This window comes from Jiangella aurantiaca (assembly GCF_004349105.1).
Classification (GTDB): Bacteria; Actinomycetota; Actinomycetes; order Jiangellales; family Jiangellaceae; genus Jiangella; species Jiangella aurantiaca.
In genome coordinates, this window is record NZ_SMLB01000064.1 from 1 (window position 1) to 19177 (window position 19177).

Annotated in this window: 22 protein-coding genes and 1 pseudogene; 13 read left to right on the forward strand and 10 right to left on the reverse strand. The window is 71.5% G+C overall.

Annotation, left to right across the window (positions count from 1 at the left end; genetic code table 11):
- From E1262_RS30630 to E1262_RS27465, 4 genes and pseudogenes are all read left to right on the forward strand, one after another.
- Positions 1-721: pseudogene (locus E1262_RS30630) on the forward strand (hypothetical protein); the annotation flags it as partial.
- Positions 721-1116, forward strand: coding sequence for a DUF2089 domain-containing protein (locus tag E1262_RS27455; RefSeq protein WP_238993080.1), 396 nt, complete (start codon positions 721-723; stop codon positions 1114-1116). The pseudogene E1262_RS30630 and the gene E1262_RS27455, both read left to right, overlap by 1 nt.
- 101 nt (positions 1117-1217) lie before the next feature.
- Positions 1218-2237 carry an ATP-binding cassette domain-containing protein gene (locus E1262_RS27460; RefSeq protein ID WP_132107539.1) on the forward strand — a complete coding sequence of 340 codons (1020 nt, stop codon included), beginning with the start codon at positions 1218-1220 and terminating at the stop codon, positions 2235-2237.
- Positions 2234-3085 carry an ABC transporter permease gene (locus E1262_RS27465; protein WP_238993079.1) on the forward strand — a complete coding sequence of 284 codons (852 nt, stop codon included), beginning with the start codon at positions 2234-2236 and terminating at the stop codon, positions 3083-3085. The genes E1262_RS27460 and E1262_RS27465 overlap by 4 nt, the downstream gene beginning before the upstream one ends.
- 72 nt (positions 3086-3157) lie before the next feature.
- Here the strand turns inward: E1262_RS27465 and greA are convergent, their stop codons facing one another.
- Both greA and E1262_RS27475 read right to left on the reverse strand, forming a co-directional pair.
- Positions 3158-3661 (reverse strand): transcription elongation factor GreA, encoded by a 504-nt coding sequence (greA, locus tag E1262_RS27470; protein WP_132107540.1) that lies wholly within the window; start codon positions 3659-3661, stop codon positions 3158-3160.
- A gap of 183 nt (positions 3662-3844) precedes the next feature.
- A complete protein-coding gene (locus tag E1262_RS27475; RefSeq protein ID WP_132107541.1) occupies positions 3845-4300 on the reverse strand; it encodes a DUF4307 domain-containing protein in 456 nt (151 codons plus the stop codon).
- Positions 4301-4527: 227 nt separating this feature from the next.
- Between E1262_RS27475 and mca the strand changes: the two genes are divergently transcribed.
- The 7 genes from mca (at position 4528) to E1262_RS27510 (ending at position 11056) form a co-directional block, all read left to right on the forward strand.
- Positions 4528-5403, forward strand: a complete 876-nt coding sequence (gene mca / locus E1262_RS27480; RefSeq protein ID WP_203454555.1) for a mycothiol conjugate amidase Mca — start codon at positions 4528-4530, stop codon at positions 5401-5403.
- 67 nt (positions 5404-5470) lie between these two features.
- A complete protein-coding gene (locus tag E1262_RS27485; protein WP_132107542.1) occupies positions 5471-5695 on the forward strand; it encodes a hypothetical protein in 225 nt (74 codons plus the stop codon).
- Positions 5692-6180 (forward strand): helix-turn-helix transcriptional regulator, encoded by a 489-nt coding sequence (locus E1262_RS27490; protein WP_132107543.1) that lies wholly within the window; start codon positions 5692-5694, stop codon positions 6178-6180. The genes E1262_RS27485 and E1262_RS27490 overlap by 4 nt, the downstream gene beginning before the upstream one ends.
- A gap of 40 nt (positions 6181-6220) precedes the next feature.
- Positions 6221-6688, forward strand: coding sequence for a VOC family protein (locus tag E1262_RS27495; RefSeq protein ID WP_132107544.1), 468 nt, complete (start codon positions 6221-6223; stop codon positions 6686-6688).
- A gap of 142 nt (positions 6689-6830) precedes the next feature.
- The gene (locus tag E1262_RS27500; protein ID WP_162606114.1) at positions 6831-7877 is read left to right on the forward strand and encodes a ScyD/ScyE family protein; all 1047 of its coding nucleotides are present in this window, start codon (positions 6831-6833) and stop codon (positions 7875-7877) included.
- Between the two features lie 526 nt (positions 7878-8403).
- Positions 8404-10458 (forward strand): thioredoxin domain-containing protein, encoded by a 2055-nt coding sequence (locus E1262_RS27505; RefSeq protein ID WP_132107546.1) that lies wholly within the window; start codon positions 8404-8406, stop codon positions 10456-10458.
- A gap of 79 nt (positions 10459-10537) precedes the next feature.
- Positions 10538-11056, forward strand: coding sequence for a hypothetical protein (locus E1262_RS27510; protein WP_132107547.1), 519 nt, complete (start codon positions 10538-10540; stop codon positions 11054-11056).
- Here E1262_RS27510 and E1262_RS27515 read toward each other — a convergent pair whose 3' ends face one another.
- Entirely contained in the window at positions 11057-11521 is a 465-nt protein-coding gene (locus E1262_RS27515) for a hypothetical protein (protein WP_132107548.1), read from the reverse strand.
- Positions 11522-11536: 15 nt separating this feature from the next.
- Complete coding sequence (gene trhA, locus E1262_RS27520; protein WP_132107549.1) at positions 11537-12223, reverse strand: PAQR family membrane homeostasis protein TrhA; 687 nt, start codon at positions 12221-12223, stop codon at positions 11537-11539.
- 110 nt (positions 12224-12333) lie between these two features.
- Between trhA and E1262_RS27525 the strand changes: the two genes are divergently transcribed.
- Positions 12334-13095 carry an isoprenyl transferase gene (locus E1262_RS27525; protein WP_132107550.1) on the forward strand — a complete coding sequence of 254 codons (762 nt, stop codon included), beginning with the start codon at positions 12334-12336 and terminating at the stop codon, positions 13093-13095.
- A gap of 56 nt (positions 13096-13151) precedes the next feature.
- Here the strand turns inward: E1262_RS27525 and E1262_RS27530 are convergent, their stop codons facing one another.
- From E1262_RS27530 to E1262_RS27540, 3 genes are read right to left on the reverse strand one after another with little or no spacing between them, the layout of a single operon-like run.
- On the reverse strand, positions 13152-13748 hold the full coding sequence (locus E1262_RS27530) for a TIGR03086 family metal-binding protein (RefSeq protein ID WP_132107551.1): 597 nt from the start codon (positions 13746-13748) through the stop codon (positions 13152-13154).
- Entirely contained in the window at positions 13745-14806 is a 1062-nt protein-coding gene (locus tag E1262_RS27535; RefSeq protein ID WP_420810565.1) for a sigma-70 family RNA polymerase sigma factor, read from the reverse strand. Before E1262_RS27535 ends, E1262_RS27530 begins: the two co-directional genes overlap by 4 nt.
- Positions 14807-14832: 26 nt before the next feature.
- The gene (locus tag E1262_RS27540; RefSeq protein WP_132107553.1) at positions 14833-15225 is read right to left on the reverse strand and encodes a VOC family protein; all 393 of its coding nucleotides are present in this window, start codon (positions 15223-15225) and stop codon (positions 14833-14835) included.
- Between the two features lie 93 nt (positions 15226-15318).
- Between E1262_RS27540 and E1262_RS27545 the strand changes: the two genes are divergently transcribed.
- Entirely contained in the window at positions 15319-15810 is a 492-nt protein-coding gene (locus tag E1262_RS27545; RefSeq protein ID WP_132107554.1) for an SDR family oxidoreductase, read from the forward strand.
- 67 nt (positions 15811-15877) lie between these two features.
- Here the strand turns inward: E1262_RS27545 and E1262_RS27550 are convergent, their stop codons facing one another.
- The 3 genes from E1262_RS27550 to E1262_RS27560 are packed head-to-tail and all read right to left on the reverse strand — an operon-like array spanning position 15878 to position 19144.
- Positions 15878-16843, reverse strand: coding sequence for an ABC transporter permease (locus tag E1262_RS27550; RefSeq protein WP_132107555.1), 966 nt, complete (start codon positions 16841-16843; stop codon positions 15878-15880).
- A complete protein-coding gene (locus tag E1262_RS27555; protein ID WP_132107556.1) occupies positions 16836-17762 on the reverse strand; it encodes an ABC transporter permease in 927 nt (308 codons plus the stop codon). Before E1262_RS27555 ends, E1262_RS27550 begins: the two co-directional genes overlap by 8 nt.
- A gap of 11 nt (positions 17763-17773) precedes the next feature.
- Complete coding sequence (locus E1262_RS27560) at positions 17774-19144, reverse strand: M14 family zinc carboxypeptidase (protein ID WP_203454557.1); 1371 nt, start codon at positions 19142-19144, stop codon at positions 17774-17776.
- Positions 19145-19177 lie beyond the last annotated feature (33 nt).

Genomic DNA, 19177 nt, shown 5'->3' on the forward strand with positions numbered 1-19177 from the left:
GGCCGGGACGGGGGCCGCTGGACGGTCCGGGTCGGCGGCCGCGGGCGGCTCGGTCACGCCGCAGCGCATCACCCGGGTGCAGGTGCGGGCCACGTCGCGGCGCGTGGTCATCGTCGGCGATCCCAGCGTCGCCACGGTGGCCGTCAACGGCCAGCACACCGTGCGGCGCGACGGCGCCATGCTGCACGTCACCGGCGAGTCCGAGCTGGTTCCCAGTGACGGCGCGTTCGTGCTGCTGGCGGGCGGCCGCTGGCGCGACTTCGCCAGCCGGTTCCAGAACCCCGGCCAGCTGCTCGACCTGCACGTGCGCGTCAATCCCGAGCTCGCCGTGGGCGCCGAGGTCATCGCCGGCTCGCTGCAGGTCGACCATGTGCCGGCGCTGGACCACGTCCGTGTGACGGCGGGGTCGCTGCGGGTGCGTGGTCTGGAGAGCCCGGTCGACCTACTGGTCCAGGCCGGGTCGGCGCAGGTCGAGACGCGGCAGCTGGCCGGGCACTCGCGCATGCGGTGCGAGTCCGGGTCGCTCCAGCTGACCCTGCTCGACGGGTCCGACGTCCGCATCCGCTCCGACGTCCAGCTCGGCCGGTTCCGCACGGTGCCCGAGCGCACCGGGCGCGACCGCGACCGCGACATCGTCCTCGGCACGGGCGCCGCGGAGATCGAGGCCGAGGTCGTCATGGGCGACGTCACTGTCCGGCTGCCCGAAGGCGCCGAGCGATGATGGGCTTCCCGCAACAGCACCTGCACCAGCCGCCGTCCGACTGTCCCGTCTGCGGGGTGAAACTACACGTCACCCGGCTCGGTTGTGAGTCGTGCGGCACCGAGCTCTCGGGCCGATTCGCGTCCTGCCCGTACTGCTCGCTCACCGTGCAGGACCAGAAAATCCTTGGCACTTTTCTGGTCTCCAGAGGCAACATGAGGGAGCTCGCGCGTGAGCTGGGCGTGAGCTATCCCACCGCCCGGCAGCGCTTCGCCGAGTTGCTCGAACGGCTCGGCCTCGAGACGCCGGCCGAGCCGGGTGTCGCGCACGCCGACGCCGTCGATCGCGAGGAGGTCCTTCGCCGGCTCGCCGCCGGCGAGCTCGACCTCGACGAGGCGACTGCACTGCTCAGCTGAGCTTTGACAATATCAGTATTTGCTTATATAAGTAGTCATCGGCATTGGCAGCGGTGAGGCAGCGCGTTCGAGCGTGCCGACCTGTCAGGGCGCCTGCCACCATGCCTCCACTCCGCAGAAAGGACACCACCGTGAACGCCATCACCGCCGAAGGTCTGGTCAAGACCTTCGGCTCCGGGGAGAAGGCCGTGAAGGCCGTCGGGGGCGTCGACCTCGTCGTGCCCGAGGGCACCGTGGTCGGTCTGCTCGGGCCGAACGGCGCCGGCAAGACCACCACGGTTCGCATGCTCACCACGCTGCTCGCGCCCGACGCCGGGCGAGCCGTCGTCGCTGGTCACGACGTCGTCCGCGAACCGCAGGCGGTGCGCTCGAAGATCGGCCTGTCCGGCCAGTACGCGGCGGTCGACGAGAACCTCACCGGCCGCGAGAACCTCTGGCTGTTCGGCCGTCTCTACCAGCTGTCCAGCAAGGACGCGTCGCGCCGGGCGGCCGAGCTGCTCGAGCAGTTCAACCTCACCGACGCCGCCGACCGCACGCTGAAGACGTACTCCGGCGGCATGCGTCGCCGGCTCGACCTCGCCGGCAGCCTCATCGTCCACCCGCAGGTGCTGTTCCTCGACGAGCCCACCACCGGGCTCGACCCTGGCAGCCGGCTCGACCTCTGGGACGTCATCCGCGAGCGAGTGGCCGAGGGCGCCACCATCCTGCTGACCACGCAGTACCTCGAAGAAGCCGACGCGCTGGCCGACAACATCGTGGTCATCGACCACGGCACGATCATCGCCCAGGGCACGGCCGATCAGCTCAAGGCCCAGATCGGCGGCGAGCGCATCGAAGTCATCGTGCACGACCCCGAGGCGCTGGGGAAGGCCGAGCAGGTGCTCAACCTCGGCAGCGGCGGCCAGTGCGTCCGCGACGACCACGTCCGCAAGCTGACCGTGCCCACGCACACCGGCTCAAAGGGGCTCATCCAGGTCATCCGCGACCTCGACGAGGCCGGGGTGGCCATCGACGACATCGCGTTGCGCCGGCCCACGCTCGACGACGTGTTCGTCAAGCTCACCGGCCGGCACGCCGAAGAGGACGCAGAGGCCGAGACGGCCCAGGGGAGGGCATCGTGACCACCGACGTCGTGACGACCGCTACCGCGCCCAACCGCGTCGGCTTCACGCAGGCGTTCAACGACGCCATGACCATCACGTGGCGCAACATCCGGGCCGGCTGGCGCGTCCCTGACAACCAGATCTACATGTTCATCCAGCCGATCATGTTCGTGCTGCTCTTCGCGTACGTGTTCGGCGGCGCCATCCCGATCCCGGGCATGGAGGGCGACGACATGGCGTTCCGCAAGTACGTCATGGCCGGCATCTTCGCCCAGACCATGGCGTTCGCCGTGGCGCCCGCCAGCGTCGGGCTCGCCGACGACATCCAGAAGGGCCTGATCGACCGGTTCCGCTCGCTGCCCATGGCTCGCTCGGCGGTCATCTCCGGCCGGGTCGTCGCCGACCTCGCCAACCAGGCGATCGTGCTGGCCATCATGATCGTGTGCGGCCTGCTGGTCGGCTGGCGCATCGAGAACGGCGTGCTCGGCTTCCTCGGCGGGGTGGGCCTGCTGCTGCTGTTCGCGTTCGCCATGCTGTGGGTGGGTGCGCTCATCGGCCTGTCGGTCGGCAGCCCTCAGGTCGCCGCGTCGGCCGGGCTCATCTGGCTGTTCCCGGTGACGTTCCTGTCCAACGCGTTCATCCCGACTCCGACGCTGCCCGACTGGCTGCAGCCGGTCGCCGACTGGAACCCGCTCAGCTCCTTCGTGGCCGCCTCGCGCGAGCTGTTCGGCAATCCGAACGTGTTCGCCACCGACGGGTTCCCCGCCGAGCACCCGATCCTGCTGTCGTTGATCTGGGTGGTCGTCATCATCGCGGTGTTCGCGCCTCTGGCGGTGCGCAAGTACAAGAAGACCGCCAGCAAGTAGTGCGCGTACGCGACGCCGCCCGCCCGGTCGAGGTGACCGGACGGGCGGCGTCGGTGTCTGCGGGCGCCGAGGTCAGGCGCCGTACGGCTTGGCGCTCACGACCTCGACGGTGATGGTGCTGCCGTTGGGCGCCTGGTAGGACGCCTTGTCGCCGACCTTCTTGCCGCTGATGGCGGCGCCGAGCGGCGACTTCAGCGAGTAGACGTCGATGTCAACGGAGTCGTCGAGCGAGGCCAGCTCACGCGAGCCCAGCAGGAACCGCTCGACCTCGTCGTCGCCGTCGAACTTGATCTCGACGATCATGCCGGGCTCGACGACGCCGTCGTCCGGCGGGTCGCCGACCTGGGCGCGCTGGAGCAGCTGCTGCAGCTGGTGGATGCGGGCCTCCTGCTTGCCCTGTTCTTCCTTGGCCGCGTGGTATCCGCCGTTCTCGGACAGGTCGCCCTCGGAGCGGGCCTCCTCGATCCGCTTCGCGATCTCGAGCCGGCCCGGCCCCATCAGGTGCTCCAGCTCGTGCTTGAGGCGGTCGTAGGCCTCCTGGGTGAGCCAAGCAACGTTGTCGCTGGTAGCGGTCACGGCAACTGCTCCTCGGGTGTCTATCGGTCGCGCCGCACGCCGCATGGGTGTGCTTCGCCGCCGGGCGGTTCGCCCGGTCCAAGTGCTGACGGGGAAAGAACAAGAATACAAGCATTGCGGCAAGCCGACGATTGTCGCAGGTCAGGCGGCGATGCGTCCGACGTGGCCGTCGGCTCGCCGGCGCTACTCCGACGCGGGCCGGCAGCCGCGCAGCTCGGGGACGATGCCGTCGCCCTCGAGCGGGATGTCGGCGGGGACGACCAGGTGCTCGTCGGGGCCGGCCGGGACCTCCAGGTCCAGCTGGCCGACGATGATGCGCCGCAGGTCGACGGCGATGAGGTCGCAGGTGACGGCGAGGTCGGCGTCTCGGCGGATTTCGACCCGGGCGCTCAGGACGCCGTCGCGCGGCTCGTCCCAGGACAGCAGCTCGGCGTCGACGGTGGGCCCGCTGGCCGAGCGTACGATCAGCCAGCCGACCAGGACGGCCACCAGCACCGCGCCGCTCACGACCGCGACGAGGACACCGCGGCCGCCACGCGCACCGGCTGCGCCGCGGCCCGGCGCGCGGCCGTACCGTTCGGCCAGCACGTCGCGCGGGGCGGTGTCGTGGTCGCCGGTGACATCTGTCGGTCGGCTCATGCGGGATGTCCCCAGGGGCTGCGGGCGTTGTTGTCAGTGGCGTGCGGCACCATTATCCCGGAGGCGGCGGTCGCAGGTGCGCTCGTCTCACGCTAGCTCAAGCCGACCGCGAGGTCCCAGTCGGCGGCGCGTTCCGCGTGAGGAGGGGAACCAGCGCGGCGCCGCCTCGGGCAGCGGGGGCGAACCGGCCGGTGGGCGCCGTCATGCTTGAAGTTTCCGTTCGACCGATGGGGTATCCGGTGTCCGAGCAGCTGCGGCTGATGCACGTGCACGCTCATCCCGACGACGAGTCCAGCAAGGGTGCGGCGTCGACGGCCCGGTACGTCGCCGAGGGCGTCGACGTCCTCGTGGTGACGTGCACCGGCGGTGAGCGCGGCTCCATCCTCAACCCGAAGATGGACCGCCCCGATGTGCTGGCCAACATCAGTGAGATCCGCCGGCAGGAGATGGATGCCGCCCGCGAGATCCTCGGCGTCCGGCAGGAGTGGCTCGGCTTCGTCGACTCCGGGCTCCCCGAGGGCGATCCGCTGCCGCCGCTGCCCGAGGGCTGCTTCGGCCTCATGCCGGTCGAGAAGGCGGCCGAGCCGCTGGTCGAGATCATGCGCCGGTTCCGCCCGCACGTCGTCACCACCTACGACGAGAACGGCGGCTATCCGCACCCCGACCACATCATGTGCCACAAGATCACCGTCGCGGCGTTCGAGGCGGCCGCCGACCCCACCCGCTACGTGGGCAGCGGCGAGCCGTGGCAGCCGCTGAAGCTCTACTACCACCACTCCTTCAGCCGCATGCGCATGCAGGCGCTGCACGACGCCATGGAGCAGCGCGGCCTCGTCTCGCCGTACGCCGAGTGGCTGGCGAACTGGGAGGTCGACCCGAGCTGGGACGACCGCGTCACCACCCGGGTCGAATGCGCCGAGTACTTCCCGGTGCGCGACCGCGCCCTGCTGGCGCATGCCACCCAGATCGATCCCGACGGCTCCTGGTTCGCCGTCCCGCTCGAGGTCGCCCAGCAGGCCTGGCCCACCGAGGACTACGAGCTCGTGACGTCCCACGTGCCTACCCGGACCCCCGAGGACGATCTCTTCGCGGGACTGCGGTGAGCACGTCGCGTGCCCGCGGTGCCACAATGGGTTCACGGGGGATGACGCGAGGAGTAGACAGGTTCTGATGGGCATCCTGCGAGCGGTGGCGCTCACCGCGGCGGAGTCGGAGGCGGAGAACTCCGAGATCGGCCCTGGCCTGTACGGCTTCCTCGTGGTCGTCTTCCTGATCCTCGCGCTCGTGCTGCTGTACCGCAGCATGCGCAAGCAGATCCGCAAGGTCGACTTCGACCCCGAGGGTGCTACCGATGCCGAGCGCATGCACGGGCACCAGGAGCCGCCGGATCGATGACCACCGGTCCGGACCGGCCTGACGGTGTTGCGCGGCGGCCGGCCGGGTCGGCCGCCGTCGAGACGCTGGTCGCGGTGCGGCGCGCCCGCGACTTCATCGACAAGCACTACGCCGACCCCCTCGACCTGGCCGACATCGCGGCCGCCGCCGGCTACTCCCGCTACCACCTGGTCCGCGCGTTCAAGGCGGCCTACGGCGAGACGCCGGGCCGCTACCTGCAGCGCCGCCGGGTCGAGCGGGCCCAGGAGCTGCTCCGCGTCGCCCACCTCAACGTCACCGAGATCTGCCACCTGGTCGGCTTCACCAGCCTCGGCTCGTTCAGCAGCCTGTTCTCCGAGCTGGTCGGAGTGTCGCCGTCACAGTTCCAACGCGACGCGCACGCCGCCGGCCCGCCGCTGATCCCCGGCTGCTACATCCTCATGTGGGGCCGCCCGCTGCCGAAGAGAGCAACGACGGAGAAGCCGGCGGCGGCGCGCACCTCCTAGCGTCGAAGCCGTTCGCACCGACGAAAGGAAGGGACCCATCGTGATCACCAAGCTGGGCGTCGCGACCGCGTACGTGACCGACTACGACAAGGCGCTGGACTTCTTCATCGGCAAGCTCGGCTTTGAGCTGCGCACCGACGTCACCATGGAAAACGGCTTCCGCTGGCTGACGGTGGGCCCGCCGGCCAGCCCGGAGTTCCAGCTGAACCTCACCGTGCCGGGGCCGCCGATGCACGACGAGCAGACCGCGGCCACGCTGCGCGAGCTGATGGCGAAGGGCGTGCTCGGCGCCGGTGCCTGGAACACCGACGACTGCCGCGCGACGTACGCGGAGTACTCCGCCCGCGGAGTGGAGTTCATCCAGGAGCCGGCCGACCGCCCGTACGGCGTCGAGGCGGTGTTCCGCGACGAATTCGGCAATTGGTACAGCCTCAACGAGCTCAACGACAAGGCACTGGACCAGCAGGCGATGGCGGAGGCGTTCGAGTCGAACTCCGAAACCTCTTGACGCATCGTGACCGGACTGTAACCCTGGGCGGGCTTGCGCCAGAGGATCAGCCTCACGGGGGGCGCTTGCTTGGGGAAACGGGGGGTTTCTCATGGTGCGTACGTCGCGTGCGCGAACAACAGCAGTTCTGGCCACCGGGGTCATGGCAGTTGCGGCGGTCCTCGCCGCCCCGGCCGCCGGCGCGAACGGCTCGTCCGAGCCGTCGCCGGTGGTGGAGCTCGACGGTCCGCGGGGCGTGGACGTCGACCAGGCCGGCCGCATCGTGGTGAGCGAGGCCGACGGCACGGTCAGCCTGGTCACCGACCGCGGCCGGCACCCGAAGATCCACGAGATCGGCTCCGTGCCGCCGGGCTTCATCGCGCCGGCGGTGTCGGCCGCCCGGCCGGGCCGCGTGTACGCCCTGACTGCGGGTGGCGCGCCGGGCACCGGCGCGGCCACGCTCTATCTGCTCCGGCACGGCAAGCCGGCGCAGCCGATCGCAGACATCGCCGCCTACCAGCAGACCGACGCCGACCCGTACAACATCGAGGGTGTTCCGGAGGAGTCGAACCCGTTCGGGGTCGCCGCGCTGAAGGACGGCAGCGTGCTCGTGGCCGACGCCGCCGGCAACGACCTGCTCCGTGTGTACCCGGACGGCGACATCGTCACGGTCGCGCGACTGAAGCCGCGGGTGGTCCCGGTGCCGGAGGAGCTGCCCGACGAGTTCGGCGGCGAGCCGCTCCCGCCGGCCGGCACGCCGATCCCGGCCGAGGCCGTGGCGACATCGGTGACCGTCGGTTCCGACGGCTACTGGTACGTCGGCGAGCTGCGTGGCTTCCCGGCGACGCCGGGCACGTCGCAGATCTGGCGGATCAAGCCCGGCTCGGTCGGTGCGGTGTGCGACCCGGAGCAGCCGAACACGGGCGACTGCCGCCGCTTCGCCGACGGCCTGACTTCGGTCGTCGACCTCGCTCCCGGCAAGGGCGGCAGCGTCTATGCCGTCGAGCTGGCACGGCACAGCTGGCTGCAGTGGGAGATCGACCCGAGCCTGAACGAGGGTGCGCTGTTCCGGGTGCGTCCCGATGGGTCGCGCACCGAACTGGCGGCGGGTGAGCTGATCCTCCCGGGCGGCGTCGACACCGGGCGGCACGGAAGGGTCTATGTGACCGGACCGGTATTCGGGCCGGGCGCACTCCAGCGGGTCGGCTGAATTCACTACCTACCGGCCAGTTATATTGCGTGATGGGAGTGTGAATTCTCGTCATGTCCGGCGTCATATCGAAATGGTCGCAGTGCTTCACTCCATCGGCATTGACAGCGATGCCCGGATGGGTGCATGCTCGGCGTCGACCGAGGTCCGCGCCCAGCGCTGACCACGGTAAGTCAAACTTGCCGACGCGCGGAGAATAGATTTCCCGAGCCGGGGGGCGCTCGCCCTTCGGTGTCGGACGCCACGAGATCCTCGTGGTTGTTCGGCGCCGAAGGGCGATTGACTTTTCCGGCGCCGGTACGGGGCAATCGCGCTGGGGCATTTCTCGTCCCGGCCCGTGACATTCAGCCGGCGTGCGACTCGGCGAGGCTCATCGGCCCGCCAGCGTGAGCGCCTGCACGATCGTCCACCTCACCAGGACTTCTCCCGCTTCGCCAGGAATGCATGCCTGGGGAACCGGGAGCACGCCTCGGGACGTGACATGAACACCATAGGCTGGTACGTGTCCGGCCGAGAAGGAACCGACATGCCGAACCGCCTCCGCGACGCCCGTAGCCCGTACCTCCTCCAGCACGCGGACAACCCCGTCGACTGGTGGGAGTGGGGCGACGACGCGTTCGCCGAGGCGCGCCGCCGCGACGTGCCGGTGCTGCTGAGCGTCGGGTACGCCGCCTGCCACTGGTGCCACGTCATGGCGCACGAGTCGTTCGAGGACGAGCAGGTCGCCGCGTACCTCAACGCGCACTTCGTCGCGATCAAGGTCGACCGCGAGGAGCGGCCCGACGTCGATGCCGTCTACATGGAGTCGGTGCAGGCGCTCACCGGCCAGGGCGGCTGGCCGATGACGGCGTTCCTCACGCCCGGCGGCAAGCCGTTCTACGCGGGCACGTACTTCCCGCCGCAGTCGCGGCACGGGCTGCCGTCGTTCAGCCAGCTGTTGCAGGCGGTCGACGAGGCGTGGACGCAGCGGCGCGGCGACGTGACGGAGTCGGCGGAGCGGATCGGGACGGCGCTCGGCGGCGGCGCGCGCGTCGAGGCCGGTGGCGGCCCGCCGGGAGCCGACCGACTGGACGCCGCCGTCGCTCGGCTGACCGGCGAGTTCGACCCGGCCGCCGGTGGGTTCGGCGGCGCGCCCAAGTTCCCGCCGTCGATGGTGCTGGAGTTCCTGCTGCGCCACCACGTGCGCACCGGCGACCACCGCGCTCTGGCGATGGTCGAGGCGACCTGCGAGCGGATGGCCCGCGGCGGCCTGTACGACCAGCTCGGCGGCGGGTTCGCGCGGTACAGCGTCGACGCCGGGTGGGTGGTGCCGCATTTCGAGAAGATGCTGTACGACAACGCGCTGCTGCTACGCGTCTATGCGCACCTGTGGCGGGTGACGGGGTCCGCGCTGGGCGCGCGGGTGGTCCGCGAGACGGCCGGGTTCCTGCTCCGTGAGCTGCGCACGGCCGAGGGCGGCTTCGCCAGTTCCCTCGACGCAGACTCGCCGCCGGTCGAGGGGGCGGCGCCGGTCGAGGGCGCGTTCTACGTGTGGACGCCGGCGCAGCTCCGCGACGTCCTGGGCGACGAGGACGGCGCCTGGGCGGCGGCGCTGCTGGGCGTGACCGACGCCGGCACGTTCGAGCACGGCGCGTCGACGCTGCAGTTGCTCCGCGACCCCGACGACTCCGGTCGCTGGGAGCGGGTGCGCGGCCAGCTGTTCGACGCGCGGCTGCCGCGGCCGGCGCCGGGCCGCGACGACAAGGTGGTGGCCGCGTGGAACGGGCTGGCGATCGCGGCGCTGGCCGAGGCGGGGGCGCTGTTCGGCGAGCCGTCCTGGGTCGATGCCGCCGTCGGTTGCGCGGATCTGCTGGTCCGGCTGCACCTGGACGAGCGCGGCCGGTTGCTGCGGGTGTCGCGTGACGGTGTCGCCGGGACGCACGCGGGGGTGCTGGAGGACTACGCCGACGTCGCCGAGGGCTTCCTGACGCTCGTCGCGGTCACCGGCGACCCGGTCTGGCTGTCGCTGGCTGAGCAGCTGCTCGATGTCGTGCTGGTCCGGTTCGCCGATCCCACCGGCGGGTTCTTCGACACCGGCGACGACGCCACCGACGCCCGGCTGGCCGGACTGCGACGACCCCAGGACCCGACCGACAACGCGACGCCGTCCGGCTGGTCGGCGGCGGCCGGCGCGCTGCTCGGGTTCGCCGCGTACACCGGATCGGACCGGCACCGCACGGCCGCCGGCGACGCACTGGGCATCTACGACGCGCTGGCCGCACGGGCGCCCCGGTTCGCCGGCTGGGGACTGGCGGTCGCCGAGGCGTGGCTCGCCGGCCCGGCCGAGGTCGCGGTCGTCGGCCCGCGCGACGATCCCCGGACGGCGGTGTTGCATGCCGTGGCGCTGCGGTCGGGTTCGCCCGGGGCGATGGTGGTCGCCGGCGACCCGGACGACCCGGCGTCTGCTGTGGTCCCGCTGCTGCGTGACCGGGGTGTGGTGGGCGGGGCGCCGGCCGCCTACGTCTGCCGTGGGTTCGTCTGTGAGCTGCCGGCCACCGACCCCGACCGGCTGGCCGCCCAGCTCGCCGGCCCCGCCGCCTGAGAGCGGCGGCCGCAGGGGCTTCGTCCGCTCCGAGCGGACAGCCGTATTCGTTGCCGCGTAATCATGTAATCATCGCAATATGGGAAGCAACGACACCGTCGAGAGGATCCGGGGCTGGCTCACCGGCCGGCTGCCGGACGACTGGTTCGAGGGACCGGTCGAGGTGACCGTCGACCGTGAGGAGATCACCGTCGTCGGCCGCATCCCGGCCCCCAGCACCGAGGACGTCTCAGACGTCGAGCGCGACGCGGCTCTGGCCGGCCGCATCAGCGCTTTCCGTGAGAGCACTCGCGAGCGGCGCATCGAGATCGCCCGCGAGCTGGAGCACCGCGGCGGCCGCAAGGTCGCCTGGGGCGTCGACTGCGGCGACCGGCGTGAGCTGTTCACCCGGCTGGCCGCGCCCGTCATGACCCGCCTGCGCCAGCCCGAGCGGCAGGTCCTCGACACCCTGGTCGACGCCGGAGTCGCTCGGTCCCGGTCCGAGGCGCTGGCCTGGTGCGTCCGGCTGGTCGCCACGAACGCCGACGACTGGCTGGCCGACCTGCGCCAGGCGCTCACCCACGTGGAGGAGGTGCGCTCAGCCGGCCCGACGCCGTGATCAGCGCACCGTGCGCCGCCGACGCAGGATGTGGTGCGACTCCACCCCCGCCCGCCGCTGGCTCAGCGCGAGCACCGTCCCGAACACCACGCCCAGGATCAGCACGCCCAGCACGGGATTGACCCACCAGGGCACGTACTCGGTGACCACGGCGGCGCCGCGCGTGCACGTCGCGCTCACCGGGAACAGCCGGCGCTGCTCGTACTGGGCCGGCTCGGGGCAGTCCCAGGTCGGGGTGAACCCCGGGACGAAGAAGAACACCGTCACGAAATGCAGCAGGACTATGGCGCCGGCCGCGGCCAGCGCGGCGTAGCCGAACACGGCGGGCGTCGTGAAGTCGCGCCGCCGCCGGGTGCGCAGCGCATGCCGCAGGTGCAGGCCGAGCAGGATCAGCGCGACGACGGCGACGATCGCCGCGGTGGCGACGACACCGGCGAGGACCGCGAGGAACAGATACCCCGACATCCCGCGATCGCGGCGTCAGCTGGCGGCGACCGCGCCGGCGCCGAAGGCGGCGAGCCAGATGCCCACGTGGTGGCTGACGAAGCCGGCCAGCGTGAACGCGTGGAACACCTCGTGGAAACCGAACCAGCGGGGCGACGGGTTGGGCCGCTTCATGCCGTAGACCACCGCGCCCAGCGTGTACATCAGCCCGCCGACGATGATGAGCGTGGCGACAGCGGCCCCGCCGTAGGTGGCGAACTCCGGCAGCCAGAACACCGCCGCCCAGCCGAGCGCCACGTAGATCGGCACGTAGAGCCAGCGCGGCGCGCCGGCCCAGAACACCCGGAACGCGACGCCGAGCAGCGCGCCCGCCCACACGAGCCAGAGCAGCACCGTCGCGTCGTTGGCGGGCAGGACGAGCAGCGTGAACGGGGTGTACGTGCCGGCGATGATCAGGAAGATGTTGGCGTGGTCGAACCGGCGCAGCACGGCGTGCGTCCGCGGCGACCACCGGCCGCGGTGGTACACGGCACTGATGCCGAACAGCAGCGCGGCGGTGACGGTGTAGATGGCCGCGCTGACCCGCACCTGGGTGGTCGGCGCCACGATGACCAGCGCGATGCCGGCCAGCACCGCGACGGGGAACGTTCCGGCATGTAGCCAGCCCCGAAGCCGGGGTTTGACCGCGGCGACCGCGTCGCGCACCTGCTCGTCGAACGTCATGAACCCCACCGTACCTGGGAATTCACCGCACATGCGGCGCAGGAGAGTACTCTCAGGCGGGGAGAAGAGACGTCCGGCGAACGGCCACGATGCTGGAGGTGCATCGGTCGATGGGTCTGTCCGACCTGGTCTACCGCATCTACGAGAAACGCATCCAGCGGCACCTCGACCGCGGCCGCCTGCCGCAGCACGTCGCCGTGCTCATGGACGGCAACCGCCGCTGGGCGCGGGCACTGAGCGCACCCACCTCCAGCGGGCACCAGGCCGGCGCCGAGAAGGCGCGCGAGTTCCTCGGCTGGTGCGACGAGCTCGACGTCAACGTCGTGACGCTCTGGATGCTGTCGACTGACAATCTCAACCGGCCGGAGGAAGAGCTCGTCCCGCTGCTGGGGATCATCGAGAGCCTCATCCAGGACATCGCCGCCACCGGGCGTTGGCGGGTGTACCCCATGGGCGCGCTCGATCTCCTGCCGCCGCGCACCGCCACCGTCATCAAGGAGGCGGCCGACCGCACCCGCGACCTCGACGGCATGCACGTCAACGTCGCGGTGGGCTACGGGGGCCGGCGCGAGATCGCCGACGCCGTCCGGGCGCTGCTGCACGAGCACGCCGCCAGAGGCGCCTCGGTCGAGGAGGTGGCCGAGGTGGTCACCGTCGAGGGCATCGCCGCACACCTCTACACCAAGGGCCAGCCCGATCCCGACCTCGTCATCCGGGCCAGCGGCGAGCAGCGGCTGTCCGGGTTCATGCTGTGGCAGAGCGCGAATTCGGAGTTCTACTTCTGCGAGGCGCTGTGGCCCGACTTCCGCCGGGTCGACTTCCTCCGCGCGCTGCGCTCGTACAGCGAGCGCGAACGCCGCTACGGCCGCTGATTCCTTTCCCTTTGTGCGATCCGCGGCCGCCTGAGACTTCGCGGTCGGCCTTGTGGCTAGGCCGCCTTAGCCTTGGCCACCGCATCGCGGCCGAGGAATGCCAGCAGGCGCACGTCGGCCCCGTCGCCGTCGCCCACGGGGATCGGCGGAGCGAACCGCACCGGCCGATCGACGTCGTCGACCAGCAGGCGCGACACCTTCAGCAGCCGCAGCGCGAACGACGGCGGCAGCGGCCGGTCGGCGCCGCAGGCGCGGGCGACGTCCCAGCCGTGCACCGCGATCTCGAGCGCGCCGGCGGCGGCAACTGTGCGGGCGGCGAGCAGCCGGTCCCCGACGGCGACGACGTCCGGCCCGGTGTCGGCGGCGCACCGGGCGAGCAGCGTGCAAGCGCGCTGCCGCAGCATGCCGACGGGGTCCGCCGCGGCCTCCGCCGCGGTGCCGGCGGGGCGGGGCGGGGCCACCCAGCCGGGCCCCGTCGCCTCCAGGAGCGCCAGCAGGGAGTCGTTGGTGTGCCGCAGCAGCGTCCGCAGGTCCCATCCGGCGCACGGGGTGGGCCGGGACAGCAGGGCCGGCCGGACCAGCGCCAGGCTGCCGGCCGTGTAGCCGAGCGCCCGTTCGAGCAGCTCGGCCGCGTCGGCCGGCGGACCGGTCATGGCAGCACGTCCGGCAGCCCGAACAGCGGGAACAGGCTCAGGTCGAAGAACTGCGCCACGTGCGTGATGCCGGCCGCGCCGATCGACACCACCTGGACCGCGAACGGCCGGTAGACGCCCTCGGCGTCGCGCAGGTACTGCGCCAGCGCCGGCTGCCCGTTGGCGGACCTGCGCACGATGCGCAGGTCGCCGGAGGCCTTCATCGGGCACTGGACCAGGATCAGTTCGCCGATGTCGGCCGGGCCGACGAACCAGGCGGCGAACGGCGGCATCTCCCAGACCGCGTCCGCGGTGAGCTGCCGGACCAGCGTGTCGATGTCGTAGTTCTCGAACGCGGTGGCGTACCGGTCCAGCAGCTCCTGCTGCTCCGGCGTGAGCGGCTCGACGGCGTCGTCCTCGGACGGCGCGACCTTGTCCAGCTGGGCGTGCGCCCGCTGAAGCATGCTGTTGACCGCCGCGGTCGACGTCTCGAGCAGGTCGGCGACCTCCGCGGCCTTCCACCTGAGCACGTCACGCAGCACCAGGACGGCGCGCTGCCGCGGAGGCAGGTGCTGCAGCGCCGCCACCAGCGCCAGCCGGACGCTCTCGCGCGAGGTGACGACGGAGGCGGGGTCGACGCCGTCGGCGCTGCCGGCCCCGATCGCGACGTCGGGGAGCGGCTCCAGCCACGGCACCTCGGACCGTTCGATGAGGTCGCCGCCCGGCTCGCTGCTCGGCCCGCCCAGCCCGGTCGGCATCGGCCGGCGGCCGCGGCTCTCGAGCGCGGTGAGGCAGGCGTTGGTCGCGATGCGGTAGAGCCAGGTGCGCAGCGACGAGCGGTCCTCGAACCGGTCGTAGGCCCGCCAGGCGCGCAGGTACGTCTCCTGCACGAGGTCCTCGGCGTCGTGGACGGACCCCAGCATGCGGTAGCAGTGCGCGAGCAGCTCGCGCCGGTACGGCTGGGCGAGCTGCTGGAAGTCGCCCGCGGCCTCGCCGGTGGTCGTGGTGTGCACCGTTGCCTCCCTCGTCCTCCGCCGACGATACGCCGCCGGCCGCGCCGGTCCGCGTTCGTCGGCGATGGAGGGCAGGGCGGTGAGCGCCGCGGTCACGCGCGCTCCGCGGCCAGCTGCGCCCGGTGCTGCGCGCTGATCTGGATGATCTGGACGTAGTTGCCGTCGGGGTCGATCGCGGTGGCGAACAGGCTGCCGTCGCGGTCCTCCAGCGGGGACAGCCAGCTCACGCCCATGTCGTCGAGCCGCGCGACCACGGAGCGGGCGTCGTCGACGTCGAAGTTGAGGATCACGCGGCCCGGCTCGGGGTTGGCCGGGCCGACGTCGTCGCGCCGGTCGATCATCAGGTGGAAGTCGCCGTAGCGGAGTATCCGGTAGTCGCCGACGCGCGCGTCGTCGGACGGCGTGAGCGCCGCGGCGTACCACGCGCCCAGACGGTCCGGGTCGGTGCTGGACAGCAGGATGCTCGCGAGGGTGGCGCCACTCATGGGGTCTCCTTCTCGTGGGTCTCGTACTCGGATAGACCACCGGCGGCGCGGAAAGTCATCGCGGCGGACCTTGTCGGTGGCCGCTGATTCACTGTGATCACGAACGAACGAGCGATCCTGGTCCTGGGCAGCACCGGCACGACGGGCCGGCGGCTGGTGGCCCGTCTGCGCGACGCCGGCGCGCCGGTGCGGGCGGCGTCACGGCACGGCGACGTGCCGTTCGACTGGTCCGCGCCGGAAATGTGGGAGCCCGCGCTCGACGGTGCCGACCGCCTCCACCTCATGGCGCCCGACGGCGTCCCGGTCGACCCCGCGTTCGTCGCACTGGCGGTCGAGTCGGGCGTGCGGCGCATCGTGCTGTTGTCCAGCCGCGGCGTCGAGGCCATGGGCGACCAGCGGCTGCTCGACGCCGAGGCGACGTGCGCGGATCCGGTGCGGAGTGGACCATCCTGCGTGCCGACTGGTTCGACCAGAACTTCGACGAGGGCTTCTTCCGGCCGGCTGTGCTGGCCGGCGAGCTGGCCGCCGCTGCCGTTCGAGACCTACGCCGCCGGCGCCGCCGCAGCCGGCGCCTGGAGCGACTGAGTCGCAGCGGCGGTGCGGCCGGTGGCGGTCGCGCCGCGGCTGCGCGAGACCCGGACGTGCGCCCGGCTCAGCGCAGCCGCGGGTCCAGGGCGTCGCGGATGAGGTCGCCGAGCACGATGAAGCTGAGCACCGTCAAGCTCAGGAACAGCGACGGGAAGATCAGCAGGTGCGGGGCGGCCGCGAAGTCCGTCGACGCGTTCGAGAGTTGCAGGCCCCACGAGATCGCGGGCGCCTGAAGGCCGACGCCGAGGAAGGTGAGGGTCGACTCGACGACGATGACCGTGCCGATGTCGAGCGTGACCATCACCATGATCGGCGTCATCGCGTTGGGCAGCACGTGCCGGCGCAGCAGCCAGAACTTGCTGCCGCCAAGCCCGACCGAGGCACGCACGTAGTCCATGTCGCGCACCTGGATCACGCTGGAGCGCATCACCCGGGTCATCGACGGCCAGCGGAACACGGCCAGCACCAGGGCCACCACCCAGATGCTGCGCGCCTCGAACGCCGTCAGCACCACCAGCGCGCCGAGCAGGAACGGGAACCCGAAGAACACGTCCGCGAACCGCGACACGACGGCGTCCACCGCCCGGCCGAAGAACCCGGCCAGGCTGCCCAGAACCAGCGAGAGCACCAGCGTCAGCGCCGTCACCAGCACGCCGACGCTGATCGAGGCCCGGGCGCCGTACACGACGTTCGCGTAGACGTCGCAGCCCTGCTTGTCGAAGCCGAACGGATGCCCGGACGCCGGGCCCTCGATGCTGCGCGACAGATCGCAGACCCGCGGATCGCCATTGCCGAACCAGCCCGAGAACAGCTGCGGCGCGATCGCCACCACCACGAGCAGGATCACCAACAGCGACGCAACGATGAACAGCGGGCGCCGGCGCAGCTCCCGCCACGCGTCGCCGACCAGCGTGGACGACTTCGCGGCGGACGGAGCCGCCTCGGCACCGGCGCCGATCCCAGCGGGCGAGCCCGGCGAACCCGGTGCGCCCGGCTCGGTGGTCGTGATGGCGGACGTGGGGTCACTCATGGCGGATCCTCGGGTCGAGCACGCCGTAGAGCAGGTCCACGACGAGGTTGGCCAGGAGGAAGATCACGACGAGGACGGTCGCGACTCCGACGACGACCGGCCCCTGCTGCGAAGCGATGGACGAGAACAGCAGCTGGCCCACGCCCGGCAGGTTGAACACGCCCTCGATGATCACCGTGCCGCCGAGCAGGTAGCCCAGGTCGATGCCCAGGAACGTCACGGCCGGGATCAGCGAGTTCCGCAGCACGTGCCGGTACACGACCCGGCGCCGGCTCAGGCCCTTCGCCATCGCCGTCTTGACGTAGTCGGCGCGCAGGTTCTCCAGCATGCTGGCGCGCACCAGCCGGGCCACCGAGGCCAGGCCGAAGATCGCCAGGATGATCGACGGCACCAGATAGCTCAGCGGCCAGCCGTCGTCGATGCCGGACACCGGCACGACGCCCAGCTTGACGCCGAACGCGATCTGCGCCGTGTACGCCAGCACGAACACCGGGATCGAGATGACCCCGACAGTGAAGAACAGCACCGTGTGGTCCAGCCAGGTGCCCTTGCGCAGGGCCGTCAGCACGCCGAGCCCGATGCCCAGGACCACCTGGATCACCCACGCCGTCAGCGCCAGCCGGATGGTCACCGGCCAGCGCTGCCCCATGAGGTCGGCCACCGGACGGCCGTTGAAGTCGGTGCCGAGGTCTCCGGTGAAGAGGTTGCCCAGGTACTTCAGGTACTGGATCAACACCGGGTCGTCGAGGTTGAACTGCGCCCGCATCGCGTTGATGACGCTCTCCGGCAGCTGCCGATCGCCGCCCAGGGCCCGGATCGGGTCGCCGGGCAGCGCGTAGACCGCCAGGTAGATGAGCAGCGTGACGCCGAAGAACACCAGCACCAGCTGCAGCAGGCGCGAGACGACGTACTTGCCCATACCCGGCGGCCTCAGCCGCGCCGCGCCGCGTGTGCCGCGGTGACGAGGATGGCGGCGTACTGCACGGCCGCCAGCTTGCCGTACGCGATGGCCTCCGCGGGGGTCGCTTCGGCAGCTTCAGCGGCCCAGCTCTCGTAGAGCGCGTCCATGGCGGCCCGCTGCTCCCGGATGACCGGCGTGCCGTTGCCGATGGCCAGCTCGCCGTCCAGCGCCCGCAGCAGCGTCCCGCCCCAGCGCAGCCGGAACATGTGCACCATGTCCAGGCAGCCGAACCGCTCGGACACCGTCGCCGGACGCTGCGAGTCGGGGTGCCCGGCCCGGTGCTCGCTCTGCTGCGCGGCCTTGGCCAGCATCGGTACGAACGCTTCGGACGAGCGCAGGAACGGCGAGCGCACGGTGAGGTCCGGCCGTGCCGCGGTGAGGATGCGGTCCAGCCTGGCGTGGATGTCGCGCAGCCCTTCGGCCTGCTCCCGCAGCACGTCGGCGTAGGTGCGGGTGAGCAGGGTGTCGTCGTCGGCGTCCGGATGCGTCCAGTACGGCATCTCGGTGACCAGCGTCAGCGTGCCGTACTTGGCGGCATACGCCGCGCTGGACCCGCCGGCCTGCCGGTCGGTCGGGTCCACGCCCGCCGCCTCGGCGAAGTCGTATTGGTCCTCACTGCGGATCATGCCGAAGATCGCCGGGGCGTACCGGTCGACGTACGGGGCCTCCGGCTCGCCGGTGTCCAGCGGCAGGCCGATGCCGGCGGCGATCTGGTGCAGCAGCGGGTAGAGCTCGGGCTCCGGGCGCGACAGGTAGTAGTAGACGCCGCCGTACTCGCCGTTGTGCAGCGAGCACATGAACGCCGGCTGGGTGTCGTCGATCAGCCGCATCAGCGCGACCGTCTCCGGCATCATCCGGTCGAAGTACGCCTTCTTGTAGGCGAACGGGAACGTCCACTCGACCTGCTCATCCGGGGCCGGACGGTAAAACCGGCGGCCGTACGCGGGCCGGGTCAGCGGGCCGCGGAACCAGCTCTCGTTGAGCCGCATGCCGTCGGGGTCGATGCACGGCACGACGTGCCAGGTGTAGCCCATGCGGTCCAGCAGCTCGCGGTCGGTCGTCAGCCGCTCGATCAGGTGCAGCGCGGTGATGTTGCCGATCGGCTCGTTCGGGTGCACGCCGCCGAAGACGACGGCGTGCCGGTCCGCGGAGCCGATCGCGATGGCCTCGATCGGCTCGCCGAGCCGCGACGTCCCCACCCGGCGGACGCGGGTCACGTCCGGATGCGCCTCGTGGACGCGCCGGACCGCGGCGACCAGCTCGTCGACCGTCGGGAACGCGTCGGCCTCCGGCTGGACCCGTAGGGCCTCGTCGACCAGGTGGGACGTCGGGATCGTCACTCTCTGCCCTTCTCTGCTGCGGACGTTCGCGGT